The 14,736-nt window shown below is 41.4% G+C and carries 13 protein-coding genes; 4 read left to right on the top strand and 9 right to left on the bottom strand.

Going from position 1 to position 14,736, the window contains the following annotated elements; translation table 11 throughout:
- Window positions 1-42 precede the first annotated feature (42 nt).
- The 5 genes from CA598_RS00590 to CA598_RS00565 all read right to left on the bottom strand — a co-directional run bounded on the left by CA598_RS00590 (window position 43) and on the right by CA598_RS00565 (window position 6,732).
- Window positions 43-864, bottom strand: a complete 822-nt coding sequence (locus CA598_RS00590) for a carbohydrate ABC transporter permease (protein ID WP_094874937.1) — start codon at window positions 862-864, stop codon at window positions 43-45.
- A complete protein-coding gene (locus CA598_RS00585) occupies window positions 864-1,676 on the bottom strand; it encodes a carbohydrate ABC transporter permease (protein WP_306440445.1) in 813 nt (270 codons plus the stop codon). Before CA598_RS00585 ends, CA598_RS00590 begins: the two co-directional genes overlap by 1 nt.
- A 228-nt stretch (window positions 1,677-1,904) precedes the next feature.
- On the bottom strand, window positions 1,905-3,215 hold the full coding sequence (locus CA598_RS00580; protein ID WP_094874936.1) for an ABC transporter substrate-binding protein: 1,311 nt from the start codon (window positions 3,213-3,215) through the stop codon (window positions 1,905-1,907).
- Window positions 3,216-3,380: 165 nt separating this feature from the next.
- Complete coding sequence (locus CA598_RS00570; protein WP_094874934.1) at window positions 3,381-5,177, bottom strand: sensor histidine kinase; 1,797 nt, start codon at window positions 5,175-5,177, stop codon at window positions 3,381-3,383.
- Window positions 5,170-6,732 (bottom strand): response regulator transcription factor, encoded by a 1,563-nt coding sequence (locus tag CA598_RS00565; RefSeq protein WP_094874933.1) that lies wholly within the window; start codon window positions 6,730-6,732, stop codon window positions 5,170-5,172. The genes CA598_RS00570 and CA598_RS00565 overlap by 8 nt, the downstream gene beginning before the upstream one ends.
- Before the next feature lie 349 nt (window positions 6,733-7,081).
- Between CA598_RS00565 and CA598_RS00560 the strand changes: the two genes are divergently transcribed.
- Window positions 7,082-7,303, top strand: a complete 222-nt coding sequence (locus CA598_RS00560) for a DUF3955 domain-containing protein (protein ID WP_094874932.1) — start codon at window positions 7,082-7,084, stop codon at window positions 7,301-7,303.
- Window positions 7,304-7,406: 103 nt separating this feature from the next.
- On the opposite strand, the gene CA598_RS00555 is transcribed toward CA598_RS00560, so the two are convergent.
- Entirely contained in the window at window positions 7,407-8,300 is an 894-nt protein-coding gene (locus CA598_RS00555) for a hypothetical protein (protein ID WP_094868753.1), read from the bottom strand.
- Between the two features lie 456 nt (window positions 8,301-8,756).
- Between CA598_RS00555 and CA598_RS00550 the strand changes: the two genes are divergently transcribed.
- Window positions 8,757-9,299, top strand: coding sequence for an RICIN domain-containing protein (locus CA598_RS00550; protein WP_094874931.1), 543 nt, complete (start codon window positions 8,757-8,759; stop codon window positions 9,297-9,299).
- An 83-nt stretch (window positions 9,300-9,382) separates the two neighbouring features.
- On the opposite strand, the gene CA598_RS00545 is transcribed toward CA598_RS00550, so the two are convergent.
- Window positions 9,383-10,879 (bottom strand): glycoside hydrolase family 43 protein, encoded by a 1,497-nt coding sequence (locus tag CA598_RS00545; protein WP_094874930.1) that lies wholly within the window; start codon window positions 10,877-10,879, stop codon window positions 9,383-9,385.
- A gap of 139 nt (window positions 10,880-11,018) precedes the next feature.
- Here CA598_RS00545 and CA598_RS00540 point away from each other — a divergent pair, with 139 nt between their 5' ends.
- On the top strand, window positions 11,019-11,882 hold the full coding sequence (locus CA598_RS00540) for a helix-turn-helix domain-containing protein (protein ID WP_094874929.1): 864 nt from the start codon (window positions 11,019-11,021) through the stop codon (window positions 11,880-11,882).
- A gap of 41 nt (window positions 11,883-11,923) precedes the next feature.
- On the opposite strand, the gene CA598_RS00535 is transcribed toward CA598_RS00540, so the two are convergent.
- Both CA598_RS00535 and CA598_RS00530 read right to left on the bottom strand, forming a co-directional pair.
- Window positions 11,924-12,271, bottom strand: a complete 348-nt coding sequence (locus tag CA598_RS00535) for a MerR family transcriptional regulator (protein ID WP_094874928.1) — start codon at window positions 12,269-12,271, stop codon at window positions 11,924-11,926.
- Window positions 12,272-12,298: 27 nt separating this feature from the next.
- On the bottom strand, window positions 12,299-13,279 hold the full coding sequence (locus CA598_RS00530) for an aldo/keto reductase (RefSeq protein WP_094874927.1): 981 nt from the start codon (window positions 13,277-13,279) through the stop codon (window positions 12,299-12,301).
- 221 nt (window positions 13,280-13,500) lie between these two features.
- Between CA598_RS00530 and CA598_RS00525 the strand changes: the two genes are divergently transcribed.
- Complete coding sequence (locus CA598_RS00525; protein ID WP_179283545.1) at window positions 13,501-14,688, top strand: glycosyltransferase family 61 protein; 1,188 nt, start codon at window positions 13,501-13,503, stop codon at window positions 14,686-14,688.
- Window positions 14,689-14,736 lie beyond the last annotated feature (48 nt).

The following is a 14,736-nucleotide window of genomic DNA, read 5'->3' as shown; positions in this document are numbered from 1 at the left end:
CTAATTTTCCTCCTTCTTTTCTTAAAATGATTGCTTACTTACTTATTTAACTGAACCCGTCATCCCAGCCACAAATTGCTTTTGCATCATGAAGAATACAAGGGCAGTCGGCAGAGTCGTAATAACAATCGCGGACATAATCAGACCATAGTCAGGGGCATAACCCGATCCAAGATTCGAAATTAGAAGTGGCACGGTCATATTTTTTTGAGATTGCAATACGATCAAAGGCCATAAATAGTTGTTCCAGCTGTTAAGGAATGTGATAATCGCCGCAGCTGCATAAGTTGATTTCATCGTCGGCATATAGATGCGGAAGAATAAACCAAATTCTGAAAGACCATCAATGCGACCGGCTTCCATCATATCCTTAGGAAACATTTTTGTGCTTTGACGAAAGAAGAAAATCAGGAATGCTGTTGTGAATGTAGGTAAAATGACTGCTGCTGCTGTATCGATACCAAGAAACGGCACAACACTCGATACTTTGGCGAACATTTGAAATAGAGGCACCATGATCGCTGCAAATGGAATCATCATTGAAGCTAGCAAAATATTAAATACGATATCTTTACTCCGGCTACGGTACATTTCAAAACCATATCCAGCCGCCGAAGCTACCAGTAGTGAAAGCACAGTAGTCACCACAGAGATTTTTGCAGAATTCCATAGGGCTTGCCACATATCTACGGAACTAAATAAATGGTCTATATTCTTAAAGAGATGCGTACCTGGCAGCAATGTCCCTTTCGTTACATCAACTGATTGGTTCGTGGCGCTTATTACCATCCAGATAAATGGAAAGATAGAGATCAGCGCAGCGATGATTAAAAACAGATAAGTAAACATGCGTTTAGTTTTCATTATCTCTTGTCTCCTCCTACTTTGTTCTGAATTAGTGTCAGAATGAGCACCATTACAACAATTGAATAGGAGACGGTTGCAGCGTATCCAAAGTCAGGGGTGTATTCAAAGGAAAGGTTATAAATATATTGGGAAATCGACATGGTTGCATTGCCGGGTCCACCTTTCGTGATGTTAACCACCTCGTCAAACAACTGAAGTGTTCCAATAGTCGATGTTATCGTCGTAAACAAGATAATCGGCTTTAATAGGGGAATTGTTATTTTGAAAAATTGAGTAAATGCACTGGCACCATCGATATGAGCAGCTTCATAAATAGATTTGTCGACATTTTGAAGGGATGACAAATAGAAAATCATATTATAGCCAGTAAAGCGCCAAGTGATGGCAATGATGATCGTAACTTTTGCCCAGAAGGGGTCAGTAATCCACTGAATCGGTTCGTTGATTAAATGCAGATTCACTAGAAATTTATTGATGATACCTTCGGCTCCAAACATGTACTTGAAAACAACGGAGTAAGCTACAAGTGACGTCACCGTCGGCAGAAATATGGCCGTTCTGAAAAAACCTTTGAATTTCAGCCTTTCGTCATTAAGCAGCACAGCGATAAAGAGCGCCAGCACCAGCATGACTGGGACCTGAATAATTAAGTAAATAAATGTGTTTTTGACGGCTGTAAGGAACGTGGTATCGCTAAACAGTCGAAAATAGTTATCAAATCCCGTAAAATGAAGACTGCTTCCTCTACCCGTCTTAAAAGATAAAATTAAAGCTTGGATCATTGGATAAAAATAGAAAACACTGATCATAATGACCGGCACAAGGACGAATAACCAACCCGTCAGGTGGATCTGCCGTGACCCTTTAGAGCTCTTTAGTTTTTGCGGGCTTAGCCCTGTCTTTATAGTTCCCACTCCACTCCGCACCCTTCTGTCTTATATATTAGAGATGAAAGCCCCTGCTACCCATCCTTCTGTAGAATTCCAATTTACAGGAGAAGAAGGAGCAAGGGCATAGTTTGAACAGCCTAAGTGCGATTAGCGAATTTGAGTATCCGCTTGCTTCTGCGCATCCTTCAGCACTGTTTCCACATCTTTACCGCCTAGATAAGCTTGCATCGCTACAACCATAATGTCCTCAATTGCGTAAGTGTTCATGCCGTAGTTGACATTAGGAATTTGTTCGGTCCATGCTGCAAAGTCTGATACGACCTTTTGACCTTTGAAAAATTCATCCGTAGCTGAGTAAGCTTCTCCATTAGCCGCAGCTTTGAAAGTGCCGATGACGCCAACTTTTGTATTCAAAGTCTGATACAATTCAGTGTCAGCAGCAAAAGTCTTAGCAAGGAACTCCGCTGCAGCTTCTTTACCATCTACATTCATTACATACCAAGAGCTACCCCCAAGGTTGGATGCGTGGACAGAACCTTCCGTTGCTGCTAGCTTAGGAAATGGAGCTACTGCCCACTTACCGGATTGGGAAGCTTCAGCTTTAATCGAAGCGGTAATCCAGTTGCCTGTCGGTACGGAAGCCACTTCACCACTATTGAATGCTCCTACAAATTGGCTCCAGTCCGAAATTACTTTCACTATGCCGGAATCCATCATTTCTTTGTAAATTACAAATGCCTCTTTCATCGCAGCGTTATCCACTATCGTCGGAGTCTGACCATCGTCTCCTGTATACCATGCACCTGCCGATTGGATCATCATTCGGATTTGCCCAAGGTCATTAGGATCAAGCGTGAGCATACTTTTACCAGTTTTTGCTTTTACAGCTTTACCGATCTCAATGTATTGCTTCCAGTCAATATCTTGTAGTGCATCCAGGCTGTAGCCTGCTTGTTCGAGATAGTCTGTCCGTACGTACATTCCAGTTACACCGGAATCAAACGGAACACCGTATTGCTTGCCATCAACACTTGTTGGGCCAATTTTGTAATCTGCAAAATCAGCAGATTTTACGAGGTCCGTCAATTCATAAAAGGAATCCGGATATGCTTGCAAGAAGCTCTGCGCACGATAATCCTCAATTAGTACGATGTTAGGCAAACCCTTCGTAGAACCAGAGTTTAACCCTGTGTTCAACTTTTGAACGATATCAGCCTGCGCGTTCTCTACGACGTTAATCTTTACCTCCGAATTAACTTTCGCATAAGCATCTTTGGCAACATTCATGGCGGCAATGTTAAACGCCGGGTCCCAAGCCCAAACTGTTATCTCTTGTGGCCTGGTACTACCTTCGGTTCCGGAGTTACCAGAGTTGCTCGTTTCATTTTTCGTTCCACCTGTGGAACATGCCGACAGTAGAACCACACTAGCCAGCATTACGGATAATAATTTTTTCACTACATAAACCCCCTTATAATCTGTAAAATAATAAAGATGGAAGCGTTTTCCTGAGTACGCTTCCATCTTATCATCTTGTATCCGTTTTCTTTGGCAGTATCTTTATTAGCTTTGGTGTTATTATTGGGTCCTGTTGTGCCACTCTTATCGACTCTGGTATTATTTTTAGGTTCTTGTAAAATCTTTGGCATTCACCAATGGAAGCGTAATCTTGATGTTCGTACCTTCATGCCGTTTACTTGAAATGTTAATCCCGTAGCTCTCTCCGTACAACAATTTGATTCTGTCATCTACATTTCGTATACCGATCCCGGAGAACAATTGACGTTTATGCTTCGATGCTGGTAGCTGCTCCTCCTTCATCAAATCCGGATCAAGATCCATCCCATCGCCATTATCTACAACTTCACATACAAGTTGATCTTCCTGAACGGCAATCATGATGAGAATCCTTCCCTCATCTTTAAGATTGAATGCATGGAAGAATGCATTCTCTATAAAAGGTTGAAGAATTAGCTTCGGCATATGATAATCCAAGCTCTCGGGCTCCACAAAGAAATTCACACGGATCTTCTCACCATACCTTACATGATTGATGTATACATAATGCTCCAGCGACTCTAATTCTTGACGAACAGGTATGGTAGAGTGAACATCACTGACTGTATTCTGCAGAAGTGAGATTAGAGCGTTTATCGTTCCAGCTGCTTTTTCCTTGTCACCCTGCTGCACCAAAAATTTGATTGAAGCCAGCGTATTGTATAAGAAATGGGGATTGATCTGCATTTGAAGAGCGGCGAGCTCTGCATTACGCTGCTGCTTCTGGGTCTCCATCAATCGATCAACATAATCTTGTAGTGAATCAAGCATAAAATTGAAGGCGTTTCCCAGCTCCTTAACTTCATAACTACTATTGGCGACATCTACATGATTATCAAACTCACCTGTAGGGATACTAGACATCTGTTCAACGAGAACACGTAGAGACTTCGTCATTGTTCGGGTAATTAAAAATACAATAATAAGCGATATCGCAACGATAGCCATGATCGTCAAGGTTACTGCTTTGGCATTTACCATCTGTCCGATCACGGCGTTCTTATCGATGAGATTCACCAAATAAAAATCAAATTCAGGTAAGTATTCAGAAAACACAATTCGTTCATTCCCCATGAAATAGGTGGATTCACCATCTTTTCCGCCACCTTGCACTTCTTGCAACAATTGCTTATCGAGGACCCCAATCATCTCAGTCTTGCTACTGGATACAATTAACCCCTTCTCATTTAGCAGTACAACATCATTACCTTCACTCGTAAAGTTAGCATAAAAGGGCTTGAAATCGCGATCACTAATGGCTACGTACATGGTGCCATAGATTCTACCAGTCGAATGATCAAATAAAGCTTTGGAAGCCACCAACATAGGTTCTTTTCCGTTCGCTTTATTATCCCTTAGATCGAGCTGGTACAAGATTTGCTCAGGATGGGCTTTGGTCTCCTTCGTAATCGGATGATCCTTCAGTTCCTCTGCGGAAATGGACCAATACCAAGGATCAGTTGAATAACTCCTGCCATTCACGCCCACAATCATGATCCCAACATCAAAAGCACTGAGGTTAGAACGTATTGCCCGCATGCCTTCTGTCATTTGATATGTTTTGATGGCGAGGTTTACTGTGTCCGTCTCTCCGCTAGATAAGTAGTTTCGAATGGCTTCATTCTGAGCCATCATAGTGGCACCAGTGGCTACAACATTGTTGTAAGATTCCAGGTTTGTCTTCATCTGGTTCAGAAGTTTACCGTTGGTTATGCTGAAGGTCTGCAGAAATAATTTCTCTGACATGCTGATGGTAATAGACAACGTCAGGAGCGATACTGTAACGATGCTAATAAGTGTAACGAGAAATAACTTGAGGAATAGCCCCTGCTTTCTAATCTTGTTCTTGATGTTTTTAATCATGCTCCTCTACATCCCGTCTCCGGTACCGGCTTGGAGAAATGCCCGTCTGCTTTTTAAATACCTTGGTAAAATAACTCTGATCTGAATAACCCACGCTGGCACTGATATCGGAAATAGAATGTTCTGTTGTCTCAAGCAGCTCCATAGCTTTTTCCAATCGAACTTTGTTTAAGTACTCACTAAACCCTTCACCATTATGAGCAGTAAAATAGCTGGATAGATAAGAAGCGTTAAAATGGAACTGCTTCGCTACCTCTGTAAGCGTGATTGGATCTGCATAATGTTCCTGAATATAATTAATTAGCATTGTCATATTTGGATTAACTGATGTATTCGTCTCTCCTATAGTGCGCTCAACTTCTCGAATGAACGCTTCAGCAACAGCTATTGCATCCCCTGCATACAACGCTTCATCTATTCTTCGGAAGTAATCGTATTTAGCTTCCTCCAGCCCACCGATTTCATACTTCATTTTTCCAAGTGTGGTCGCTACGTTGAATATAAAGTTCCCCAATAACGATTTGAATTCGAAAATGTCGATGCGATAATCCATCGAACGCAGATGAACATTTTCAAGAAAAGCTGTGAATGCCTTCTGGTATTGCTTACGTCTAAGCTGTTCCATTAATTCTCCGATGTCTAATTCTTGGTACGCCCCTGGAAGACCCGGTAAATGATCATTTTCTATTAGGTTTCGTTCCGGCAAATAGAAACTGTAACGTGCAAGCTTTAAATAATTGTCACGGTAAATCTCACCAAGTCTTTTAAATTCCATAAAGCTCTGACTAATAATAAAATGCGATTCTCTTGCCCCTTGCACCATTTCGGAGACCAGGTATCTAAGCTCAATTACAAGTTCGTCCCATGGCTCCGGATTAGCATTAAGTAAATAAATAACCGAATCGTTGACAAACTTTAGCCGAATAAACACAACATCGTCCAAAGCTAACTTTTGTATTCCTCTTTCGATTTCATTTGCGAACGTTAACTTATCACTAGAATCTTTAATATGTCTCATATCCGTTCCGAAAAACGCGAACTGTCTGTAAGGAAACATCGATTGAAGCAATGTGGGCTCAACCACAGACTCATAACCTGTCATTAGCTTCTCGATGACTAGCAAAAGCTGTTTTTCCCCAGCATTGGAACCTTGATCAGTCGTCTTCATCCCTGTCATTTTGGCAGTAACTTTATTTAAGATAGACAACAGGTAATCTGCTTCTAGCTTAGGCTTTAGAATGTAGTCCGCAACACCACTCTGAAATGTGGATCGAACGTAATCGTATTCACTGAAACTGCTTAAGACGATGATTTCAATGTGAGGGTACTTCTCCTTTACAATCTTGACCAGTTTCTCACCGCCCATAACAGGCATTACGATATCTGTAAGTATGATATGAGGACTGACCTCGTCGATCATATTTAGTGCTTCAAGACCGTTAGAGGCCTCACCGACAATTCGATACCCTTCTTGTTCCCAATCCCAAAGATGTTTAATTCCCTGTCTAACCAGCATTTCGTCATCCACAATCATAATCTTAAATATTGGTTTCATATCTGCCCCCTTGCAGCTGTTAAAAAGTCATACCAATGATCAGAACGCCGTTCCTTCATTCTATCGAAGCATTAGATGTAACCGTTTTCTATTTATTTGTTACTGTTCAATCTATCCTACTTGGAGCGACCTCCTATACAAAAAAGCCTTGAGACTTACTTGAATTTGTTTAAACCAAATAATAGTCCTCGCCAGCAATTATGGTCAAGTCCCCTTTTTCAAATCAAATTCTAAGCACAAGTTAATTCATTTGAATCACAATAATGATATATCGATTAACAATAAATTAATATTGATTTACGAGTTTGATTTGTGTATTATAGGGTTATTAATAAAAGGAGAATGTCATATGAAAAAGAAATATCTATTAGCAGCTTCACCATTATTATTAAGCATCATCAGTTTAATGATCTCACGTATGGTCGGTTCAAGCGTGGGACCGGATGGAATCTTGCATGAGCCGTTTTTTTTCTTAATTCCGCTTAGTTACCTATTTTTTCTCTGCAGTATTGTAGCATTCCTATTCGTAGGTCTCGGGTCAGTCGTCAATAATAGAAAAAAAATTTCGTAATAGCGTTGTGTCGGGACATTAACGGTTATAGCAAAAAGAAAGAAGCCGCAATATTTCGCGGCTTCTTCTGCGTTGGATGTTCATTTTAAATTTGACATAGTCTCTATAAACTCAACTTCTGCTGGAGTAAAACTACCAGCTCTTCAGCTGTATCCCAAACGATAGGACGGATATTTTTCACTTGTACGAAAAGATCATTAGCATCGCTGCTGTTTACAGTCCAAATTACTGGAATGTTCAACCCGAGTGCATATCCTGCAGTAAAATACACTTCAGGGGATTGGCCGGTTAAATCAGCGATAATCAGTTTGCTCTCCTCTATAAGCTCCAAGGAATACGGTTCACGGTTTTGCGTTGACGTATGCCTTAGTAGCCGTGGAATATAACCAAACTGCTCGATTTTAGGAAGCAGCTTATCCACCCACTCCGTGTGCAAATCCTCCGCATCTGACAATAGAACGATACAGGGTTTTAATTTTTTGCCTCCTGCGATTGCGGCAGCTTCATTCCATCCCTCGTCCGTCAGCTTAAAGGTCATGCCCTCCCTGATCATAAACTGCTCGTTTATCAGCTTATCTATGATATATACCAGTTCTTGCAGATTAGGTGAATACGTTAGGTTATAGCTACTGGAGAGTGGCTGAATAACAACGGATTCCCCTGGGGCTTCAGAATGTCTGTATAAGTATTGCAGTAAACGGTTGCCTTTATCTTCAATCGTCACTGGAATTTTCGAGGAATTTACAATGGATTCTAAATCACCGGCCGATAAACTGACCTTCTCTCCACGATCTGTCAGCTCCCGTATATAAGCCGATACTACATGAAACATATCGCGTTTCTTTGAATGCGCAAGAGAATTTATAGGCTCATAGCTGTCTCTCAATAAGCTATAGAACCCGTCAGGAGAACAATTACAGCCTAAATATCTATCGTAATCGCCTTCCGATGTAATGGATACCATCTCATCACAGAACAAGCAGTATTTCTTAATCATTACAACTCATCACCTCTTATTTATTGATATCCCCTTACCTTACCAAGAATATCTTAAAAAGTAGACAAGAAGATATTTCCTATTAGCACTGAACCTAGAAATTCAATATCATGAATGCCCACAAAAAGATACGGATTTGGCCGTTTCTTTTTATGATCCGGTGAGTATTTTTTTGTTTTTGATATGCTCATTTAAAGCAGTTGACATTATTATTTTTATATAAATAGTGAAAAAAATCATATTGACTCATTATTTTATATTAAAGTATATTCTTAGCAAATGAACCATTATTTATTTATATTTAATCTATTTACTTTTGAAGATAGATTTTTCAGATTCTATTACATGATATGCAGTACATTTACCGATTTAGGAGGTGATTAAATTGAATACATAAAACTTTTTTAAAATTGGACAGGCCGCAATTAAATTAAATTGAAGAAGGAGTGTATTTTCATGAAACGATCTCTCATTCGCTACGGTTTGAAAACGATTTTGGCACTTGTGTTAGTTGTATCTGCATCATCACTCGCACTAACTTCAACGACGCACGCTGGAGTGCCAATCCCTCTCAGAATTATCAATGAACACAGCAATAAGGTGCTGTCAGTCAGCGGAGCGGATTCACAAGCGGACGGTGCGCTTATCGTACAATACATCGATCAAGGATTAGATTATCAAAAATGGTATCTCGAAACTGCAGAGAACGGATATTATAATTTCAGAAACATAGCTAGCGGAGATTTATTGGATGTCAACGGATCATCATCATCCGATGGGGCCAGTGTTATTCAATGGCCAAGCAATACCGGGTGGAACCAACAGTGGGAACTTATTCCGACTGGTGAAAAAAACTCGTATAAAATTAAAAACCGGGCCAGTGGCAAGTTATTAGATATATCGGGACAAGATAAAACCAGCGGTGCGCAGGCCATTCAATGGAGCGATAACGGCGGTCACAATCAGCACTGGTATATAGAATATATACGGAAAAATTAAGCTATTGCCGAATACAAGAAATGACGGTGCTGGGATAACATCCCGAGCACCGCCATTTCCTAATTTAACATTTTTTTAGATTGTCATTCCTTTTGATAGCGGAACCAATCATAATATGCGATTGTTCGGTTAGTTGAGTAGTTATACATTCCAAAGAACACTCCGGTAAATCCGCCTGCCACTTCTGTAGAGATCAAGTGCGTCTCCGCTTCACCAAGTGGATGCCATAACTGATCTTCACCTCGATAAAAGAACAAATATTTCTCAGGTAATGCTTGAATCCTCAATTCTACGACTGTGCCTTCAAATGGAGAAGAATATTTCACATCACTTATGCTACCCACTTGTCTTCGCAGCGTAATCACATTTTCACCCTCTACCTGGGTTAGCCCGATTGCGTAGTGATACATCCGATCCATAAACACAACAAGACCTGCTTCATCACCATCTAGTGGGTTGAATTCCATTTTAGTAGAGATTTCACAATCCAAGTGGCGCTGTCTACAGCCAATAAATGCAGGCGTTCCCTGTTCGCTTAATCTCACATCCGCTCCATATAATGCTAGCCACCCTGGTCGCTCTTGCAAAGACCAATCGACTTTTTTAGCATTGCGGATAAAGTTCCAGCTCATTCTTAAATCAGATCGATTAAAATCATCGGTCTCAGGCTCCTTTTCCCATAGCACTGGTGGTGGAGTGTCAGCTTCCATTTCTAATCCAACAACACCGTGATCTCCAATCATCGGCCATCCATCTTCTCTCCAATGGACCGGAGCAAGGAATGTCTCTCTACCAAGATGATGTCGATATGGATATCCTACTGGTCGTATCCCTAACAATACCGCCCACCAGCTGCCATCCTGTGCTTCTACCAGATCGCCATGTCCCGTAGCTTGAATAGGGTAATCCGAGCTCCGGTGAGTCAAAATGGGATTCCAGGGAGAGGATTCAAAGGGTCCATAGGGTGATTTACTTCTAGCTATGGTCTCCATATGTCCATATTCTGTCCCGCCTTCAGCACACATTAAATAATAGTAGCCATTTATATTATAAAGATGTGGTCCTTCAGGAAATTTACCGCCACTGCCTGTCCATATTAAGCGAGAATCGCTCAGCTTATGGCCCGTTTCAATATCAATCTCACATTGGTAGATTCCCATGCCATCCTTGGTGCCAGTGCTTGTAAAATACACTTTTCCACCGTCAAAAAATAAGGAGGGATCAATCCCTTCCTGATCCACGTAAATAGGATCCGACCACTCACCTGCTGGGTCTACCGTCCAAACGTAGAAGTGTCCACCGCTATCCTGATTTGTCGTCACCATGTAGAATCGACCGTTATGATGACGAATGGTTGGTGCCCACACCCCTCCAGACACGACCGATGTATCAAATTGAAGCTGGGAATCACGCGTTAAGCAATATCCGAGCTGCTTCCAATGGACTAAATCTTTACTATGCCAAATGGGGATTCCCGGAGAGTAAGCAAATGAACTGTTAACCAAAAAGTAATCCTCGCCTACTCTGCAAATGCTTGGATCTGGATAAAAACCTGGTAATATCGGATTGTTATATTTCATGAAGCATTCTCCTTTTATTGAACATTTGCATCTATGTCAAGGATTATACTCCACTAGCTAAACGATAAACCTTGATTATCCAGTCGTAAAATAGCATGATATAGACATTCATCTAGACATTCTTTTGGAGGGTTACGGATTGAGCGAATTTTATTTAAATTGGTTTACATCAGATCAGAAATTCCCATTTTTTATTCAATACGGCTTCCACGACAATGATACTGACCTTCATAGACATGTGGACTTTTCAGAGCTCGTGATTGTCTTGAGTGGTACTGCTACTCATATTGTGAATAACGAAGAATCATTCATCAAAAAGGGGAATGTCTTTGTTATTAATGGTTCAACCCCGCATGCTTTTAAAGATCCTCAGGATTTTAAGATCTGTAATATTATGTACAAGCCTGAAATGCTGTCGACAGCTGGATCAGATCTGCGAACTTCGAACGGCTTTCAGGCGCTGTTTGTATTGGAGCCGTTGTATCGTCATAAACACGCCTACACAAGTAAACTAAGCTTGCCAATTCCCATGCTGGAATTTGTCACTACACTCATTGCCGGTATGATTGAAGAATATAGCCACAAGTTTCAAGGATATCAGACTTTGCTCGTCTCACGATTTATGGAGCTGGTTGTCTATTTATCAAGGCATTATGAAAAACAGGATAAAGGCAGCCTGGATAATCACCTAATACATTTAGCGAAGTCGCTCTCTTTTATGGAAGACTATTATCTTGAAGCGTTGTCGTTGGATCAAATCGCCGCACACTCAGGGGTATCCGTTAGACACTTAAACCGGATCTTTCGCTCTTACTATCAAACGACTCCTATCTCCTATCTCCATCGATTGCGTCTGGAACGGGCTTGCAGCTTGTTGAAGCATTCTGACTTCAGTATCACTCAGATCTCACATGAAAGCGGGTTTAGCGATAGCAATTACTTTACACGACAATTCACCAAAACCTACGGTATGTCTCCCAAAGCTTATCGGAAGAATCTATAAAAGAACATCCTTAACACAACAATAAGCCCTCAAAAGAGGACTTATTGTTTACTCAATCGTTCAATTTTTGCATCCATCCGTTCCATTACTCTGTTCATCTCTTCCATTCTAGATAAAAGCTGCTTCCGCTGATCAATCAAGAGTTCTACTCTAGCATGATTAGCCTCATCGCCCTGTCTATACAGCTCGACATACTTAATCAAGATTTCAACAGGAAGCCCAATGCCTCGCATACACTTGATATGTTCAATCCACCTGCAGTCTTCTTCCGAATAATCTCTATTTCCACTTTTATTGCGATTCACGTGTGGAATAATACCGATGCGTTCATAATAGCGGAGCGTATCCGGCGTAAGATTAAATTTTCCACTTACTTCTGTAATGGTCATACTTTCATTATCCTCCGATCCTCAATATTAATTAAAACCAATGATTGGATGCGGTGTATAGGGTTCTTCCAAGAACGTCATTTCTTGAGGTGTTAACGTAATGGATAACGCTCCTACAGCATCTTCGAGATGAGACATTTTCGTAGCACCAATAATTGGAGCAGTTACCGGTTCTTTTTGAAGCAACCATGCAAGAGCAATATGAATCCGCGGAACACCATGCTTTTCGGCAATTGCAGCTACCCGCTCCACAACTAAACGATCAGCATCTGCAGTTCCATCATATTTGGATTTTTGTATTTGATCGGTCTCTGAACGATGTGTTGATACTGTCCAGTCGCGAGTTAATCTACCGGAGGCCAACGGACTATACGGAATAACACCAATTTTTTCTTCCTTACAAAGTGGTAACATCTCGCGCTCTTCTTCACGGTAGATAAGGTTGAGGTGATTCTGCATGGATACAAACCGGGTCCAGCCATTCTTCTCCGCTACATATAAAGCTTTCTGAAATTGCCAAGCATACATTGCAGAAGCACCAATATATCTTGCCTTTCCCGCCTTAACCACATCATGAAGTGCCTCCATCGTTTCCTCGATAGGTGTGTGATAATCCCAGCGATGAATCTGGTACAAATCCACATAGTCTGTTCCCAATCTTTTTAGACTCTTATCGATTTCACTCATAATTGCTTTTCGGGAAAGTCCGGCACCATTGGGTCCTTCATGCATACGATTATAAACTTTAGTGGCGAGGACAATTTCATCTCGATTAGCATAATCCTTGAGTGCCCGTCCAAGAATCTCCTCACTCGTTCCGTCAGAATACACATTAGCCGTATCAAAAAAGTTAATTCCGAGCTCTAGAGCTTTTTTTATGATCAGCCGACTCTGCTCCTCATCAAGCACCCACTGATGGATCCAGCGTTCTGCTACCCCAAAGCTCATACAGCCAAGACACAGCCGGGATACTTCTAAGCCAGTATTGCCAAGTTTCACATAGTCCATTTACAATGACTCCTCTCTTTCAATAGAAGGTAAGGTTCACTAGCAGTTATCTGTTATTATTTCACTTGGAGTTCACTCCAAGTCAAGCTATTTATAAAGTTGACTGCTTTTAACGCTGTTCACTCGCCCTTTTCCGAAGGAATTGTGTCGTTAAGTTCTTTGTTCCATAGAATAGCTTAATGATGTTTCTAGAGTTCTACTTGGCCAAAAGAGGTGAAACGATGAGTTTTTCTGTGAACGGGGGAACGCCCTCTGGATATTACCGGAGCATCTTGGAACTTGAAGCAGAATGGGGACAAAAAAGAACTATCCATAAAGCTGGACAGGTTATTCCCTTTGATTTCGGTAGGGCTGCCCATTTCATTGCTCCTAAAAGCACTGAATCGAGCATTCATCCTGCACTGACACCTTATTGTTTACAGCCTATTGGCGGATACGTAGCCACTATCTCGAGTGGAAGGGTATGGGGAGAATCTGGTGCTGTTCTATCTCCGGAAGGAAAGCTGATCTTTGATCTGTCACAGGAATATGACGCCATGCAAAATAGAATGCTAGAAGCAGAGGAACACCCTGTATTCCACCGGTGGAATGATCCAAAACTTCAATATTTAGAAGGAACTGTGGCTGTGTTGACGTTTTGCGGAAGCTATAACTATTTCCACTGGTTGTATGATGTGCTCCCTAGGTTGGCGATGCTCAAAATGAGTGGAATTCCTTATACCTCCATCCTCATGAATCCAAATCCATATGGACCATTTGTGGAACAAACCTGGGCTATGCTCGGGATATCAGAGTCTTCAGTAATCCGGACAAATCCTGAAGCTTTCTTTGAAGCTGATCAGCTACTTATCCCTTCTTTGATGATGAATTCCCACTATCCCCCGTGGACCACGGATACGCTACGTAAATTATTACTACCTCATAGGGAATCAACACTCGCTACACCTGAGCGCATTTATATTTCTCGAAACAAAGCAAGCACCAGGCGCTTGGTCAATGAAGAGGAAGTTATACGCTGCCTTGAAGAATATAGCATTCAACCTATTCACCTTGAGGATTGGACGGTTGCACAGCAAATCCAGTTATTCGCTTCGGCTAAGCTAATCTTGGGAGCGCATGGCGCTGGACTGGCCAATTTGGCGTTTTGTCAACCTGGAACACAAGTTATCGAAATTGTTCATAAACAGCATGTCGTTCCAACGTATTGGATGATCAGCAACCATAACGCTCTTGATTATTACATGATGTATGGTCAAGGCTGGCCAGATCCTGCTATTCGTTTTCCGGGATTCGAAGATATCTATGTGGATATGGATCGTCTGAAGCAGATTTTGCATTTGGCAGGATCGGTTACAGGAATTTATAGCTCCATTATCGGAAATCCGATAGATCCACAAAGCACCGCCTGATAAATTCTTCAGGCGGTGCTTCGCTTTTATTTTTCCGCAGAACGGTTC

Source organism: Paenibacillus sp. VTT E-133291 (assembly GCF_002264395.1).
GTDB classification, from domain to species: domain Bacteria; phylum Bacillota; class Bacilli; order Paenibacillales; family Paenibacillaceae; genus Paenibacillus_AQ; species Paenibacillus_AQ nitricinens.
Note: the sequence above shows the minus strand (reverse complement) of the source record. Positions and strands in the feature narration are given on the sequence as shown.